Raw genomic sequence first — 13,362 nt, forward strand, 5'->3', positions numbered from 1 at the left:
GCTGGTGCTCGAAGGCAGCCGCCTACGCCTGGACCCCGACGACCGGCAGCTCTGGCCCCTGCGTCTGCGGATTCATCCGACGGTGATGGTGGCCCTGGCCCTGTTCACCACTCTCGGGCTCGTGGGTGAAGTGCGTCTGCCCCACCTGCGTGGCGCGGGCCGCGCCCTGCGTTGGCTGGTGGGTCGTTGTCCCCGCCTGCTCCTGCTCGATGACGGCCTCGATCAGTACCGCGGCCAGCCCCGGGCCCTCGATCCAGGCCTTTTCCCGCTGGGAACCCCGCTGGCCCTCTTCTCGGACCAGCGCGATGGCCGGGCCCCCTGGTGCGAGCGCTTCCATGTGCTGGAGCTCGGGCCGCTCTACCTGGCCGCCCCGTGTCCGATTCCATTGTCCGTTGCCCCCCCGGCCGGCGCAACGCCGGGCACCTTGATCGTGGATTCCCCCGGGGTGGAGCGGCTGATGGCCACAGCGGAGCGACTGCCCCGGCCCTGGCTGGTGCTGCCCCACCCGGTGCGCTCGAAACGATCCTGGCGGTTGCCGTGTACAGCCACCCCAGAGGGGAGTGAAGCCCTGATCGCGCTCGAGCAGCGCATCGCCCGCTGCTCCGGCTTGATCGTGGTGGGGGAGAGCATGGCCCTCTTGGCGGCTCTGGCCCTGCGTCCGGCCGGATCGCCACTGCTGGTGGCCCTGCCGACCAGCTGCGATCCCCACCTGCGCGGCTTGGTGACTCGCCTGGCCAGCCGGGATCAGGCGGTGAGTCTGGTCTGATCCGGCTCGGCTCAGGCCAGCTGCCGCAGCAGGTCCTCCACCGCGCGGCCGGTGTCCGCCCAGCGGAAGCGGGCGGCCTGCAGCAGGCCCGCCTCCCCCAGCTGGGCGGCCAGAGACGGCTGCTGGATCAGGTCCTCCATCGCCGCCCCGATCGCGCCCACCTGGCGGGGATCCACCCGCAGGGCCGCCTCTCCCACCACCTCCGGCAGGGCCCCGGCCTCGGCGGCGATCACGGGGGCGCCGCAGGCCATCCCCTCCAGGGCGGGCAGCCCGAAGCCCTCCCAGAGGCTGGCCATCACCAGCCCGCGGCAGCGGTTGAGCAGGTCCAGTCGATCCTGGTCGCTCACCCAGTTGCTCCAGTCGCAGCGGCCGGCGATGCCCAGCTCGCTGGCGAGGCGCCTTAGCCGGGGGGTGTAGCGGGGATCCTGGGGGCCCACCAGGGCCAGGCGGTGGTCGCGGTCGCGCAGCCCCGCGAAGGCCCGCAGCACCCGCTCCAGATTCTTGTGGGGGTCGTGGCGGCCGAGCACCAGAAAAAACGGCTGCCGCTTCAGCCCCAGGGGCCGCAGCAGCCCCGGGCTGAATCCCAGCCGGATCGGCACCAGCCGTTTCGCGGGCACCCCCAGGCGCTGGTGCACCTCCCGGGCCGTGGCTTCGGAGTTGCAGAGCACCCGCACCGCCCGGTGCAGCACCAGCGGCACGTAGGCCAGGTGGTACGCCAGCAGCGGGGTGAGCTGCGGATAGCGCAGGGGCAGAAGGTCGTGAGCGAGCACCAGCGAGCGCACCCCCCGCCCCAGGGGGGCTTCGGGCAGGGGCGAGAGGAGCAGCGGCGCCCCGCTGCGGCGCAGCAGTTTCGGCAGCTCCCACTGGGTCCAGAGCAGCCGGCGCAGGTGGCCTGCGCGGCCGTGCTCGGGCGAGAGATTGGCGGGAATGGCCAGGCTGCCGGGGCGATCGCCGCTGCAGGGATCCAGCAGCGGCACCAAGCCCGGATCCAGGGCCGCCACCAGTTCCCGGGCCACCACGCCGATGCCGGTGGGCCGCCCGCCCAGGTAGCTGCCGTTGAACAGGGCCAGGGGCATCGCCGCACTCATCGTCTTGGGGACACCGCCGGATCGGCGCGGGGGAAGGGAGCCATGGCGTCTGCCATCGCCACCAGCGTCGCCCAGCCGCGTTTCGGCCGCCCCGGCAGCCGCACCAGTGTCATCATCAGCAGCCGCAGGCTGCGCAGGGCGAGCACCCAGCCGGGCCGGTGGCGGCGCAGGAAGCGCAGATAACTCAGCGTCGACAGCTGCTGGCGCCGTTCGCTGGGGGTCTGGCTGCCCGCGCCGCGCTGATGGGTCACCGCCAGCACCGGCCACCACAGCACCGGGGCGCCCGACGCCGCCAACCGCAGGCAGAGGTCCATGTCCTCGTAATAGAGGGGGAAGGCGGGATCGAAGCGGGCGGGCGGGATGTGGGCGCTGGGCCGGATCACCAGGCTGCAGCCGCTCAGCCAGTCGAGCTGCACCGTGCAGCCCCCGGAGCCGGCAGAGACGGCCGTGGCCAGGGCGGCCTCACCCACCTGGCGGCGGCGGAAGTCGAGGCCGGGATCGATCCAGCCACCGCTGGGTTCGAGCTCGCCGCTTCCGCTGCGCACGGCGGTGCCCAGCAGCGCCCGGGGCGGCAGCTGCGCCAGGGTCAGGCTCAGCCGTTCCAGTTCATCTCCGGCTGGCAGGGCGGTGTCGGGATTGAGCAGCCAGATCCAGCCCCCCCATCCCCGGCGGGCCAGGTGCTCGAAGCCCCGGTTGCAGCCCGACCCGAAGCCATCCCCTTCACGCCCCGTCACCAGTTCCAGCTGAAGGTCGCCAGCGGCGGTGAGGTCGCCAGCGGCGGTGAGGTCGCCGGGCCGAAGCGGCGCCGACTCCGGGCTGTTGTCGACCACCAGCCAGCAGAACGGGAGCAGGCTCTGGCGGGCCAGATCGGTCCCCAGCTGCTGCAGGGCATCGAGGCTGTGATAGGCCACGCTGAGCACCACGGGCACGGAACCGGGAGGAACGGCAGTGATGAGCGACCCGCGGCTGAGCGCAGCTTCGCAGGAGGGCTCCGGGCAGCCAAGCGGCGAGGCCCCCTGCGGCATCTGTCGCCTCCACGGCGATGGGGAGGCGGCGGCCCGCGACGAAATCCTCCGCCAGGGCCCATGGCTGTTGCGCCATCACCCCCGCCCCGCCCCTCTGGCGGGCTGGCTGCTGCTGGATGCTCGCCGCCATCTCGGCGGTCCGATCGACTTCCAGCCGGACGAGGCCGCGGCCTTCGGTCCGATGCTGCAGCGCTGCAGCGCCCGGGTGCGCCCGCTCACCGGTTGGGGGCGGGTGTATGTGATCGCTTTGGGGGAGGGGGCCCGGCCCCTGCATGTTCATCTGATCCCCCGCCATGGGGATGACCCCGCCAGCGAAGCCTGGAGGGTGGCCGACCTCTACCGGGCCGTGGCCTCGGGCGAGCGGGCCGCGGCGCCCCAGCGGCAGGTGGAGGAGCTGGTGGATCAGGCCCGGAAGCTCACCGCGGCCTGGCGATAGGCTCCGCAGCAGCGGCCGGCAGCAGCGGTGAACGAGGCGGACCTGCAGCAGGAGGCAGCGGCCCCCTGGCGTTGCCTGGTGGCGGTGCCAGCCCGGCTCGAGTCTTCTCGCCTGCCTAACAAGGTGATGGCCGACATCGGCGGGCAGCCGATGCTGCGGCGGGTGCTGGAGTGCTGCCGGCGCTCGCGGCGGGCCTCAGCGGTGGTGCTCTGCACCGACAGCGATCTGCTGTGCCAGGAGGCAGGCGGCTGGGGTTTCCCCGTGCTGATGACGGCGGCCTCCTGCAGCTCCGGCAGCGACCGCCTCGCTTCGGTGGTGGACGCGCTCATGGCCCAAGCTGCGGCGGCAGTCGCCGGGCCGGACGCTGCCCCGGTTGATCCCGCCCGCACGGTGATCATCAACGTTCAGGGGGATCAGCCTTTCATCGATCCGGCGGTGATCGATGCGATGGCGGAGGCTTTTGCCAGCACCACACCGGCTCCTTCCGTGCTCACACCGGTGTACCGGATGGGGGCGGAGAAGGTGCACAACCCGAATGTGGTCAAGACGCTGCTGGCGGCAGACGGCCGCGCCCTCTACTTCTCCCGCTCGGCCCTGCCCCATGTGCGCGGCGTTGAGCCCGCCGACTGGCCCCAGCACGCGCCCTACTGGGGCCATGTGGGGATCTACGGCTACCGGGGCGATGTGCTGGCGGGCTGGAGCGCCCTGCCCGCCTCTCCGCTGGAGCAGATCGAAAAGCTCGAGCAGCTGCGGCTGATCGAGGCCGGCATCCCGGTGGGCACCTTCCCCGTGGATGGTGATTTCCTCTCGGTGGACACCGCCGAGCAGCTGGAGCAGGCCCGCGCCATCGCGGCGGCCGCTGCCGGCTGAGAGTTCATCTGGCCGACGGGGTCAGGCCCGCCTGCACCAGATCGTGAAGCCGCAGCAACCCCAGCATCGGCCCCCCCTCGCCCAGCACCGGCAGCACACCGATCGGCTTGCGCCGGTTGCGCTCCATCCGCTCAAGTGCCTCCACTGCCAGCAGATCTGCCGCCACGGTGATCGGGTCGACGGTCATCAGATCGGTGGCCCTCAGCTCACCCCACGCGGCGGGTGCGTGCTGCTCCAGGGCCCGGCGCAGGTCGCCGTCGGTGATCAGCCCGGCCAGCAGGGAGTCATTGTCGGCCCGGCGCACCCAGCAGGCTCCCACCCCGTCGCCGGTGAGCCCGGCGATCACCTCGCTGAGGCTGGCGCTCTCCTCGAGGGGATGGAGCTTGGCGGTGGGCACCATCAGATCCCCCACGGTGAGGGTGAGTTGCTTGCCCAGGGCTCCAGCTGGATGGTTCAGGGCGAAATCGGCCGGTGAGATGCCGCGCCGCTCCATCCACACCGCCGCCAGGGCATCGCCGATCGCCATCGCCACGGCGGTGCTGGCGGTGGGCGCGAGGTTGAGGGGGCACACTTCCCGGTCGACGGAGCCATCCAGCACCACCTCACAGCCCCGGGCCAGGCTGGAGGCCACCCGGCCCACCAGGGCGATGCGGCCTGTGCCGCGGCGGCGCAGGTGGGGCAGGATCTCCAGCAGCTCCTGGGTCTCGCCGCTGTTGGAGAGCAGCAGCACCACGTCCTCGGGGGCCACCACCCCCAGATCCCCGTGCAGGGCGTCGAGGGGGTTGAGGTAGAGGGCCATCAGCCCGATCGAGGAGAAGGTGGCGGCGATCTTGCGCGCCACGATGCCGCTCTTGCCCACGCCCGTGATCACGAGCTTGGCGCGCTGGTCTGCGCAGCGGTCGAGCAGCACCAGGGCCGCATCCACCTGCTCGGCATCGAGGCGCCCGGAGGCGGCGGCGATGGCGGCCGCCTCTTCCTGCAGACAGCGCGTCAGTGCCGACATCCCAGTGCCCCGCAACTGCTGGGGACTGTATGGCTACAGGCGGGCCAGGGCGGAGCGCTCCTCCCGGTCGGCGTCCTTCCTGCGTTCCTCCGGGCGCTTGTCGTGCAGCTTGCGGCCCTTGGCCAGCCCCAGGGTGAGCTTGATCCAGGAGCCCTTGAGGTGCAGGTTCAGCGGCACCAGAGTGAGACCTTTCTGGTCGAGGGCCACCCGCAGCTTGTCGATCTCGCGGCGGTGGGCCAGCAGCTTGCGGGTGCGCAGGGGCTCGTGGTTGAAGTAGGCACCCGCGTGGCTGTGGGGCGAGATGTGAACGTTGTGCAGCTGCAGTTCGCCGTTGCGGATCAGGCCGAAGCCGTCGCGCAGATTGGCCTTGCCCGCTCGGATCGACTTCACTTCGGTGCCCACCAGCTCGATGCCCGTTTCCAGGGTTTCGAGGATCTCGTATTGATGGCGTGCGAAGCGGTTGTCGGCCAGCAACCGGTTGGAGGCATCCCGTGCTGCCCTGGCCGCCTTCTTGCCCGCGCCTTTGGCCATCGACCTCCCCTCTGCTGAGCTGACCCTATCCACGGCCTGGCCTGCCTACTGTCAGGGCCATGGCGATCGTCTCCTCTGCAGCCGGATCCGGCGCCCAGCCGCCACCGCGGCTGCTGGATCCGCGCCAGCAGAAGACCAGCCCCAGTGAGGATCCGTTTACGGCCGAAGAGGAAGCCCCCCTGCCCAACCGGGAGGACGGGCTGCGGCCGCGGCGCCTGAGTGATTACATCGGCCAGAGCGAGCTCAAGCAGGTGCTGGGCATTGCCGTGGAGGCCACGCGCCAGCGGGCCGAGGCGCTCGATCATGTGCTGCTCTACGGCCCCCCCGGCCTCGGCAAGACCACCATGGCCCTGGTGCTGGCGGAGGAACTGGGGGTTCGCTGCCGCATCACCAGTGCACCCGCCCTGGAGCGCCCGCGCGACATCATCGGTCTGCTTGTGAACCTGCGCCCGAACGAGGTGCTGTTCATCGACGAGATCCACCGGCTCAACCGCGTGGCCGAGGAACTGCTCTATCCGGCGATGGAGGACTTCCGCCTCGATCTCACCGTGGGCAAGGGCACCACCGCCCGTACCCGGGCGGTGCCGCTGGCCCCCTTCACCCTGGTGGGCGCCACCACGCGGGCCGGAGCCCTCAGTTCACCCCTGCGCGACCGCTTCGGGCTGATCCAGCGGCTGGAGTTCTACACCGTCGACGATCTGCAAGCGATCGTCGGGGGGGCCGCGGGGCTGATGGGTCTGGTGCTGGAGGCGGGGGCGGCCGTGGAGGCCGCCCGCCGCTGCCGCGGCACGCCCCGCATCGCCAACCGGCTGCTGCGGCGGGTGCGCGATGTGGCCAGCGTCCAGGGGGAGGCGCGCATCGGCCCGGGCCTTGTGGCCGAGGCCCTCAGCCTGCACCGGGTGGATGACCGTGGCCTCGATGCCAGCGATCGCCGCCTGCTGGAGTTGTTGCTCGGCGGCTACGGCGGCGGCCCGGTGGGCCTCGACACCCTGGCCGCTGGTCTCGGCGAAGACCCGATCACCCTGGAAACTGTGGTGGAGCCGTTTCTGCTGCAGCTTGGCTTTCTGCAACGCACCCCCCGGGGCCGGGTGGCCACCGAGGCGGCACGGCGCCATCTGAGCTGGCCGGAGGCCGCCTGATGCACAACTGGCGTCAGCGTCTCCTGTTCAGCTGCAGAACCGGCTTGCGGGCCATGGGAATGGGCCTGCTAGCGGCCGGTCTGGGGCTGGTTCTGCTGCTGCTGCCGGCACCGGGACCGCTCTGGGCCAGCCCCGCTGCACCAGCGCCGCCTGCAACCCCGCAGCGCTCCCAGCCGTTGCCGGAGTTGTTCGAAGCGGCCCTCGGGGCCAGCCGCGAGGGCCGCTTCGGTGATGCCCTGCCCCTCTGGGACCAGGTGCTGGAGCAGGCCCCCAACGATGCCGCGGCCTGGAGCAACCACGGCAACGTGCAACTGGCCCTGGGGCGGGCCGAGGCGGCGATCGCGGATCAGGAGCGGGCGATGGCGCTCGATCCGATCAACCCCGATCCCCACCTCAACCGTGGCACCGCCGAAGAGGCCCTGGGCCAGTGGGACCGGGCCGCCGCCGATTACCACTGGATCCTCGAGCGGAATCCCGAGGAGGCCTCCGCCCTCTACAACCTCGGCAATGTGCAGGGTTCCCTTGGCCATTGGGATCAGGCCAGGGACTGCTTCGAGGCGGCGGCGGCGGCCCGGCCGGGCTTTGCCATGGCCCGCTCAAGCGCGGCCCTGGCCGCCTTTCAGCTTGGGGAGCCGGCCGAGGCGGAGCGGGAACTGCGCAAGCTGGTGCGCCGCTATCCCCTTTTCGCTGACGCGCGGGCGGCCCTCACGGCTCTGCTCTGGCAACGGGGCGCCGCCGGCGAAGCGGAAAGCAACTGGGCGGCGGCCTCAGGCCTGGATCCCCGCTACCGCCAGCCAGAATGGTTGCTGGAGATTCGACGCTGGCCTCCGGGGCCGGTTGAGGCTCTCGAAGATTTTCTCCAGTTGGTCCAGCGATGAGTTCTGCCGCCCCACCCCGTTCCAGCGGCACCGCGGCTGATCTGTGGCAGCGGCTGGATCTGGCCAGGGCTCTGGAGCAGGCCACGCCCGAGCTGATCGGTCTGCGCCGGCATGTCCATGCCCACCCCGAGCTGAGCGGCGCCGAACACCAGACGGCGGCCCTGGTGGCCGGTGAACTGCGCCTGCTCGGTTGGCAGGTGCGCGAAGGGGTCGGCCGCACCGGTGTGGTGGGCGAGCTGGGACCGGTGGGGGCGCCGCTGGTTGCCGTGCGGGTCGACATGGATGCCCTGCCGGTGGAGGAACGCACCGGCCTGGCCTTCGCCTCCAGCCAGCAGGGGTTGATGCATGCCTGTGGGCACGACCTGCACACCGCCGTGGGGCTCGGTGTGGCGCGGCTGCTCGCGCCCCTGGCCGCACAACTGAGCGCGCGGGTGAGGCTGCTGTTCCAACCGGCGGAGGAAACGGCCCAGGGGGCGGCCTGGATGCTGGCCGATGGCGCCATGGAGGGTGTGCAGGCCCTGTTCGGGCTGCATGTGTTCCCCAGCCTGGAGGTGGGAACGATCGGGGTGCGCAGCGGCAGCCTCACCGCCGCCGCGGGCGAACTGGAGGTGGAGGTGCTGGGGGAAGGGGGCCATGGGGCCCGGCCCCACCAGTCGACGGATGCGATCTGGATCGCGGCCCGGGTGGTGAGTGGCCTGCAGGAGGCGATCAGCCGCCGGCTCGATGCCCTGCGCCCGGTGGTGGTGAGCTTCGGGCGGATCGAGGGGGGCAAGGCGTTCAACGTGATCGCCGACCATGTGCGCCTGCTGGGCACAGTCCGCTGCCTGGACACCACCGTGCACGCCGAGCTGCCGGGCTGGATCGAGGACACCGTCCACGCCATCTGCCGGGGGTACGGCGGCGAGGCCCGCGTGAGCTACCGCTGCATTTCGCCACCGGTACACAACGACCCCGGCCTCACCGACATCGTCGAAGAAGCCGCTCAGGCCCTGCTGGGCCACCAGCAGGTGCTGCGCCTGGATCAACCGTCTCTGGGGGCCGAGGACTTCGCTCAGCTGCTCAGCGCCGCGCCGGGCTCGATGTTCCGGCTGGGGGTGGCGGGGGCCAAGGGCTGCGCGGCCCTGCACAACGGCGCCTTCAATCCCGATGAGGGTTCCCTGGCCGTGGGCGTGCAGGTGCTCACCCTCAGCCTGCTTCTCTGGATGGAGCGCCAGGCTTGAGCCGCTCCCGTCCTGCCCTGAGGATGGTGCTGGCCCTTTCGGCCCCGCTGCTGATCCTGCTGGCGCTGGTGAGCATGGCCTCCCGCCGCGGCAACCAGCGGCTCGAGGCGGTGCCAGCCCTGCTGATCGGTAGCGGGCTGCTGGTGAGCAGTGGCGTGCGCCGGGCCCGGCGGCGGCGGACTCTGCTGGAGGCGCTGCAGCAGGCGACACCGGCGCAGGCCCCTGGCAGCGGTCGCGTGAACGGCGTGGGAGGGTGAAGCCACCCCAACCCTGAGTCCAGGCCATGGCCGATCCAGACTCCGCCAGCCCGGCTGGCCTGAACCCCGAAGAGATTCGCCAGGCCATCGTCTCTGGTGATCCATCCCGCGCCCTGCCAGCCCTGGTGGGGCTGCGGCGGCTGGAGGTGGAGCAGGCCGTGCCGCTGCTGCTGCTGGGCCTGGAGCAAGAGCCGTTCATCGTCCGCTCGATCAGCTGCGCGGGCCTTGGGGTGAAGCGCAACGAGGCCGGCTGGGAGGCGCTGACGGCGGCCCTCAGCGGTGATGAGGATGCCAACGTGCGCGCCGAGGCCGCCAACGCCCTGGCCAGTTACGGGGTGGAGCGGGCCTGGCCGCTGCTGCGCCAGTCGTTCGCGGCCGACGACCAGTGGCTGGTGCGCTGCAGCATCCTCTCGGCCCTGGCGGAGCAGCCGGGGATCGAGACCCAGGTGCTGCTGGAGCTGGCCGAGATGGCCATCGCCGATGCCGATGGCAGCGTGCGGGTGGGCGGTAGCGAGATTCTGGGCCGGATCATCCGGGATGCTGGCGCCAGTACGGAACTGTTGGCGATCGCCGAGACGGCGCGGCTGCGCCTGAGTGGCCTGCAGCAGGACTCCGACCATCGGGTGGTGGCGGCGGCCCTCAATGGCCTTCAGGGCTGAGAGTCCGTTTCTGGCCAGGCTTGCTAGGTTTTAGGCGTCACTAGGGGTGCCCGGCCCGAGCACACTTCCCAACGGAAGACCGCTTCTGGCCCCGGCTGAGATCACACCCTCCGAACCTGATCCGGGTCATGCCGGCGCAGGGAAGTGTCCCGAATGCAACCGCGGTCCAATTGGTCCCGGTGGCGCCCGGATCCGGAGTTGTGCCCTCGCCTCCCAGCGGCCCCCGGTCCGAACGCCCCATTTCTCGAGTCGATCATGCGTAGCGCCTGGATTGAGAAGCGTCGCGGCAACGCCAACGTGTCGCAGATGCACTACGCCCGCCAGGGCTTGATCACCGAGGAGATGGCCTATGTGGCCAAGCGGGAGAACCTGCCCGAATCGCTGGTGATGGAGGAAGTGGCCCGGGGCCGCATGATCATTCCCGCCAACATCAACCACACCAACATGGAGCCGATGGCGATCGGCATCGCCAGCCGCTGCAAGGTGAACGCCAACATCGGCGCGTCTCCGAATGCGTCCGATCTCGATGAAGAGGTGGCCAAGCTGCGCCTGGCGGTGAAATACGGCGCCGACACGGTGATGGACCTCTCCACCGGCGGCGTCAACCTCGATGAAGTGCGCACCGCGATCATCAACGCCTCCACGGTGCCGATCGGCACGGTGCCGGTGTATCAGGCGCTGGAGAGTGTGCACGGCTCGATCGAGAAGCTCGATGCCGATGACTTCCTGCACATCATCGAGAAGCACTGCCAGCAGGGCGTCGACTATCAGACGATCCACGCTGGCCTGCTAATCGAGCACCTGCCCCTGGTGAAGGGCCGCCTCACCGGCATCGTGAGCCGCGGCGGCGGCATCCTGGCCCAGTGGATGCTCTACCACCACAAGCAGAACCCGCTGTTCACGCGCTTCGATGACATCATCGAGATCTTCAAGCGCTACGACTGCAGCTTCTCCCTGGGCGATTCGCTGCGGCCCGGCTGCCAGCACGATGCGTCGGATGCCGCTCAGCTTGCTGAACTCAAGACCCTCGGCCAGCTTACGCGCCGTGCCTGGGAGCACGACATCCAGGTGATGGTGGAGGGTCCCGGGCATGTGCCGATGGACCAGATCGAGTTCAACGTCAAGAAGCAGATGGAGGAGTGCAGCGAGGCGCCCTTCTACGTGCTCGGTCCCCTGGTGACGGACATCGCCCCCGGCTACGACCACATCACCAGCGCCATCGGCGCGGCCCTGGCGGGCTGGCACGGCACGGCGATGCTCTGCTACGTGACCCCGAAGGAGCACCTGGGCCTGCCCAACGCCGAGGATGTCCGTGAGGGCCTGATCGCTTACAAGATCGCCGCCCACGCCGCCGACATCGCCCGCCACCGACCCGGCGCCCGCGACCGCGACGACGAACTCAGCCGCGCCCGTTACGCCTTCGACTGGAACAAGCAGTTCGAGCTCTCCCTCGATCCCGAACGAGCCCGCGAGTACCACGACGAAACCCTGCCGGCTGACATCTACAAGCAGGCCGAGTTCTGCTCGATGTGCGGGCCCAAGCATTGCCCGATGCAGACCAAGATCACCGACGAGGACCTGGCCGGTCTGGAGGAGGTGCTGGCGGCCCAGCAGGACCGGCAGGGCGAGCGCCCGGCCATCCAGAAGAACCCCGCAGAGCCGGCGGCCGTCTGAGCCCCGCTTCCCTGGGGATCTGGATGCTGGTGGTCAAGGTGATCGGGCTTTGGCCTTACACATCGGCCAAAGCCCGGTGGGACTGGGCGGTGGTTGCCGTGGTCTTCTTCACCGCGTTTCTGCTGTTGTGGGAGGGCCTTGGGCTCACCCAGGACTGCAGCAAGGCGGGGGATTCCGATCTCCCCTGATGGCCACCCTGCCTTGCTGACGTTGGGGGATGGTGACCGGATGGAACTCGGGAACCTTGGCAAAGCTTCCCACCTTGAGGGGCAGCTATCCAATAATTTCCATCCGTCTGATTCAGATCTGATTGTTCTGATCGATCAAGGATCTTTCGTTCGACTCATCTTCTTTATCATAAGCCCTTTCAATTCTACCTGGGACTAAATGAGCAAGCGGCTTGCGCCCCCGATCTTGGTACCTAATGATCCTGTCGTGATTCCATTCGGTCTTATGGATCAGCCCGCGCTCATGCGGCCAACTCATTGGCAAGTAATGTAGCTCGTCGCAGACTCTCTGAGTGCATCCGTGAGCACTCCAATTACGGCCAGGGCCGAGATTCAATTCAGTGAAGAGCCGCATAATGATCTTATTCTCAATAGCCAAGAGCACCTCTGTCAAAGCAACTGTCAACCGCATTTTCAGATTTCTCGATGATGTTCTTGGCTAGTCACGGTAAGCCATTGTCATTGTGATGTTGGCCAATCGAGCTGATGATGTATGGTGCGATAAGGAGGCCCCAGCGGGTATGGCAAAGCTGCGTATCAGCCCAAGCCTTGAGATGGTAATTCTTAGAGCATGGCTTCAGCGTGCCTGACGCAAGCTGGATTGTTCTGTTGCGTGTGGTTCCCAGTGGCAGCAGCGGTGAGTTCATGATCACTTTCTTTCATCCGTCCGGTTTCATGAGTTAGCTCTTTGAGAGGAGCATGCAGTTCTTGTAGGTAAGGGGCTTGCTCAGTTGAAGTCCCTCATGGAGTCAGCGTGATGCGACCTGACAATTCTTGGAGCCGACGCCATTATGGGTAGCGGCTTAACTCAGTCGTTGCCTGGTCAATGTTGCTAGCTATCTTAATCAACGGTTGATACGCAGCTAGGAGCGTGTCGCTTGAAGGGGCTCACCGTGCTGGAGCACCGAGTGGCGACCCTTCAGCTTTTACGCCACGCAAAGGGACGCGACCAGCGAGGGGGTAAAGGGAGGGGTCAAGTCATTTGCTTCAGTTGTAGATTCAGAATTTAATGGCAAGATCTTCTTTAATAGCTATTTTTTAGACGACGGCAAATTTAAGCTAACAATATCAATTACTGAATTGAATTCTGGAAAGGTTGCCACGACTGTCAACCGGATAGATATTCGCAACGGCTCTTCTGACGTATCGCAATTGATGCGTAGCGAATTTAGAGCTAATCCGGATCTTGCAATTATAGTCAACAGACTTGACTCATCTTATTTTTTGCCGTTGCCCAATACACTGCAAGACAGCAACTATCCATTGAGGCATAGGAATAAACTAAACCCCCGTGCTTTAAGCCCTCAGCAGATATCAGGCTCTGACAGCAATGGCTGCATCAAGCTCGAAGGTCTTTTTAGCAAGCGTATAATCGAAGCCGCTCGCAACTCTCTGAATAAAGTCTGTGCCACCGAAAGTCACGGTTTTGTGCGCGGAAGCAGCAACCGTATTGTTAATCTGCGGCCGCGTCCCTTGGAATGGTGTAAATCCTGAGGCCCGATTGCCCTGGACTGAGGGAGAACAGGGGTGAATGACGGGCTGTCATTCTTGAGGCGCATGTGCACCTCGTTGTTTCACGATGAATCCCA

At 68.0% G+C, this 13,362-nt stretch carries 14 protein-coding genes and 1 riboswitch; of the genes, 10 read left to right on the forward strand and 4 right to left on the reverse strand.

Going from position 1 to position 13,362, the window contains the following annotated elements; all coding sequences use genetic code 11:
* Positions 1–766, forward strand: a 766-nt coding sequence (locus tag KBY78_RS10845; RefSeq protein WP_255143596.1) for a hypothetical protein, incomplete at its 5' end; no start/stop codon positions are given.
* An 11-nt stretch (positions 767–777) separates the two neighbouring features.
* Here the strand turns inward: KBY78_RS10845 and KBY78_RS10850 are convergent.
* Positions 778–1,854, reverse strand: coding sequence for a glycosyltransferase family 1 protein (locus KBY78_RS10850; protein WP_255143597.1), 1,077 nt, complete (start codon positions 1,852–1,854; stop codon positions 778–780).
* Positions 1,851–2,783: a glycosyltransferase family 2 protein gene (locus tag KBY78_RS10855; protein ID WP_255143598.1), complete on the reverse strand. Its 933-nt coding sequence runs from the start codon at positions 2,781–2,783 to the stop codon at positions 1,851–1,853. Before KBY78_RS10855 ends, KBY78_RS10850 begins: the two co-directional genes overlap by 4 nt.
* 22 nt (positions 2,784–2,805) lie before the next feature.
* Between KBY78_RS10855 and KBY78_RS10860 the strand changes: the two genes are divergently transcribed.
* Both KBY78_RS10860 and kdsB read left to right on the forward strand, forming a co-directional pair.
* Entirely contained in the window at positions 2,806–3,315 is a 510-nt protein-coding gene (locus KBY78_RS10860) for a diadenosine tetraphosphate hydrolase (RefSeq protein WP_255143599.1), read from the forward strand.
* Positions 3,316–3,342: 27 nt separating this feature from the next.
* Positions 3,343–4,185, forward strand: a complete 843-nt coding sequence (kdsB, locus tag KBY78_RS10865) for a 3-deoxy-manno-octulosonate cytidylyltransferase (RefSeq protein ID WP_255143600.1) — start codon at positions 3,343–3,345, stop codon at positions 4,183–4,185.
* Positions 4,186–4,189: 4 nt separating this feature from the next.
* Here kdsB and KBY78_RS10870 read toward each other — a convergent pair whose 3' ends face one another.
* Positions 4,190–5,188 carry an SIS domain-containing protein gene (locus KBY78_RS10870; RefSeq protein ID WP_255143601.1) on the reverse strand — a complete coding sequence of 333 codons (999 nt, stop codon included), beginning with the start codon at positions 5,186–5,188 and terminating at the stop codon, positions 4,190–4,192.
* Positions 5,189–5,221: 33 nt separating this feature from the next.
* Complete coding sequence (gene smpB, locus KBY78_RS10875; RefSeq protein WP_255143602.1) at positions 5,222–5,719, reverse strand: SsrA-binding protein SmpB; 498 nt, start codon at positions 5,717–5,719, stop codon at positions 5,222–5,224.
* 59 nt (positions 5,720–5,778) lie between these two features.
* On the opposite strand from smpB, the gene ruvB reads away from it, so the two are divergent.
* From ruvB to KBY78_RS10910, 7 genes are all read left to right on the forward strand, one after another.
* Positions 5,779–6,858: a Holliday junction branch migration DNA helicase RuvB gene (gene ruvB / locus KBY78_RS10880; protein ID WP_255143603.1), complete on the forward strand. Its 1,080-nt coding sequence runs from the start codon at positions 5,779–5,781 to the stop codon at positions 6,856–6,858.
* Complete coding sequence (locus KBY78_RS10885; protein ID WP_255143604.1) at positions 6,858–7,736, forward strand: tetratricopeptide repeat protein; 879 nt, start codon at positions 6,858–6,860, stop codon at positions 7,734–7,736. The genes ruvB and KBY78_RS10885 overlap by 1 nt, the downstream gene beginning before the upstream one ends.
* On the forward strand, positions 7,733–8,956 hold the full coding sequence (locus KBY78_RS10890; RefSeq protein WP_255143605.1) for an amidohydrolase: 1,224 nt from the start codon (positions 7,733–7,735) through the stop codon (positions 8,954–8,956). The genes KBY78_RS10885 and KBY78_RS10890 overlap by 4 nt, the downstream gene beginning before the upstream one ends.
* On the forward strand, positions 8,953–9,213 hold the full coding sequence (locus KBY78_RS10895; RefSeq protein WP_255143606.1) for a DUF3188 domain-containing protein: 261 nt from the start codon (positions 8,953–8,955) through the stop codon (positions 9,211–9,213). The genes KBY78_RS10890 and KBY78_RS10895 overlap by 4 nt, the downstream gene beginning before the upstream one ends.
* A 26-nt stretch (positions 9,214–9,239) precedes the next feature.
* Entirely contained in the window at positions 9,240–9,872 is a 633-nt protein-coding gene (locus KBY78_RS10900; protein WP_006172479.1) for a HEAT repeat domain-containing protein, read from the forward strand.
* A 32-nt stretch (positions 9,873–9,904) separates the two neighbouring features.
* Positions 9,905–10,032: riboswitch (TPP riboswitch) on the forward strand.
* A gap of 95 nt (positions 10,033–10,127) precedes the next feature.
* A complete protein-coding gene (gene thiC / locus KBY78_RS10905; protein WP_255143607.1) occupies positions 10,128–11,546 on the forward strand; it encodes a phosphomethylpyrimidine synthase ThiC in 1,419 nt (472 codons plus the stop codon).
* Between the two features lie 23 nt (positions 11,547–11,569).
* A complete protein-coding gene (locus KBY78_RS10910) occupies positions 11,570–11,734 on the forward strand; it encodes a hypothetical protein (RefSeq protein WP_255143608.1) in 165 nt (54 codons plus the stop codon).
* The last annotated feature ends 1,628 nt before the right edge of the window (positions 11,735–13,362 follow it).

The sequence above is a fragment of the Synechococcus sp. EJ6-Ellesmere genome, assembly GCF_024345875.1.
GTDB lineage: Bacteria > Cyanobacteriota > Cyanobacteriia > PCC-6307 > Cyanobiaceae > Regnicoccus_A > Regnicoccus_A antarcticus.

Coding starts and splice junctions, on each gene's coding strand:
- KBY78_RS10850 (WP_255143597.1), bottom strand. CDS start 1,854: ATGAGTGCGGCGATGCCCCTGGCCCTGTTCAACGGCAGCTACCTGGGC.
- KBY78_RS10860 (WP_255143599.1), top strand. CDS start 2,806: ATGAGCGACCCGCGGCTGAGCGCAGCTTCGCAGGAGGGCTCCGGGCAG.
- KBY78_RS10870 (WP_255143601.1), bottom strand. CDS start 5,188: ATGTCGGCACTGACGCGCTGTCTGCAGGAAGAGGCGGCCGCCATCGCC.
- smpB (WP_255143602.1), bottom strand. CDS start 5,719: ATGGCCAAAGGCGCGGGCAAGAAGGCGGCCAGGGCAGCACGGGATGCC.
- ruvB (WP_255143603.1), top strand. CDS start 5,779: ATGGCGATCGTCTCCTCTGCAGCCGGATCCGGCGCCCAGCCGCCACCG.
- KBY78_RS10885 (WP_255143604.1), top strand. CDS start 6,858: ATGCACAACTGGCGTCAGCGTCTCCTGTTCAGCTGCAGAACCGGCTTG.
- KBY78_RS10890 (WP_255143605.1), top strand. CDS start 7,733: ATGAGTTCTGCCGCCCCACCCCGTTCCAGCGGCACCGCGGCTGATCTG.
- KBY78_RS10900 (WP_006172479.1), top strand. CDS start 9,240: ATGGCCGATCCAGACTCCGCCAGCCCGGCTGGCCTGAACCCCGAAGAG.
- thiC (WP_255143607.1), top strand. CDS start 10,128: ATGCGTAGCGCCTGGATTGAGAAGCGTCGCGGCAACGCCAACGTGTCG.
- KBY78_RS10910 (WP_255143608.1), top strand. CDS start 11,570: ATGCTGGTGGTCAAGGTGATCGGGCTTTGGCCTTACACATCGGCCAAA.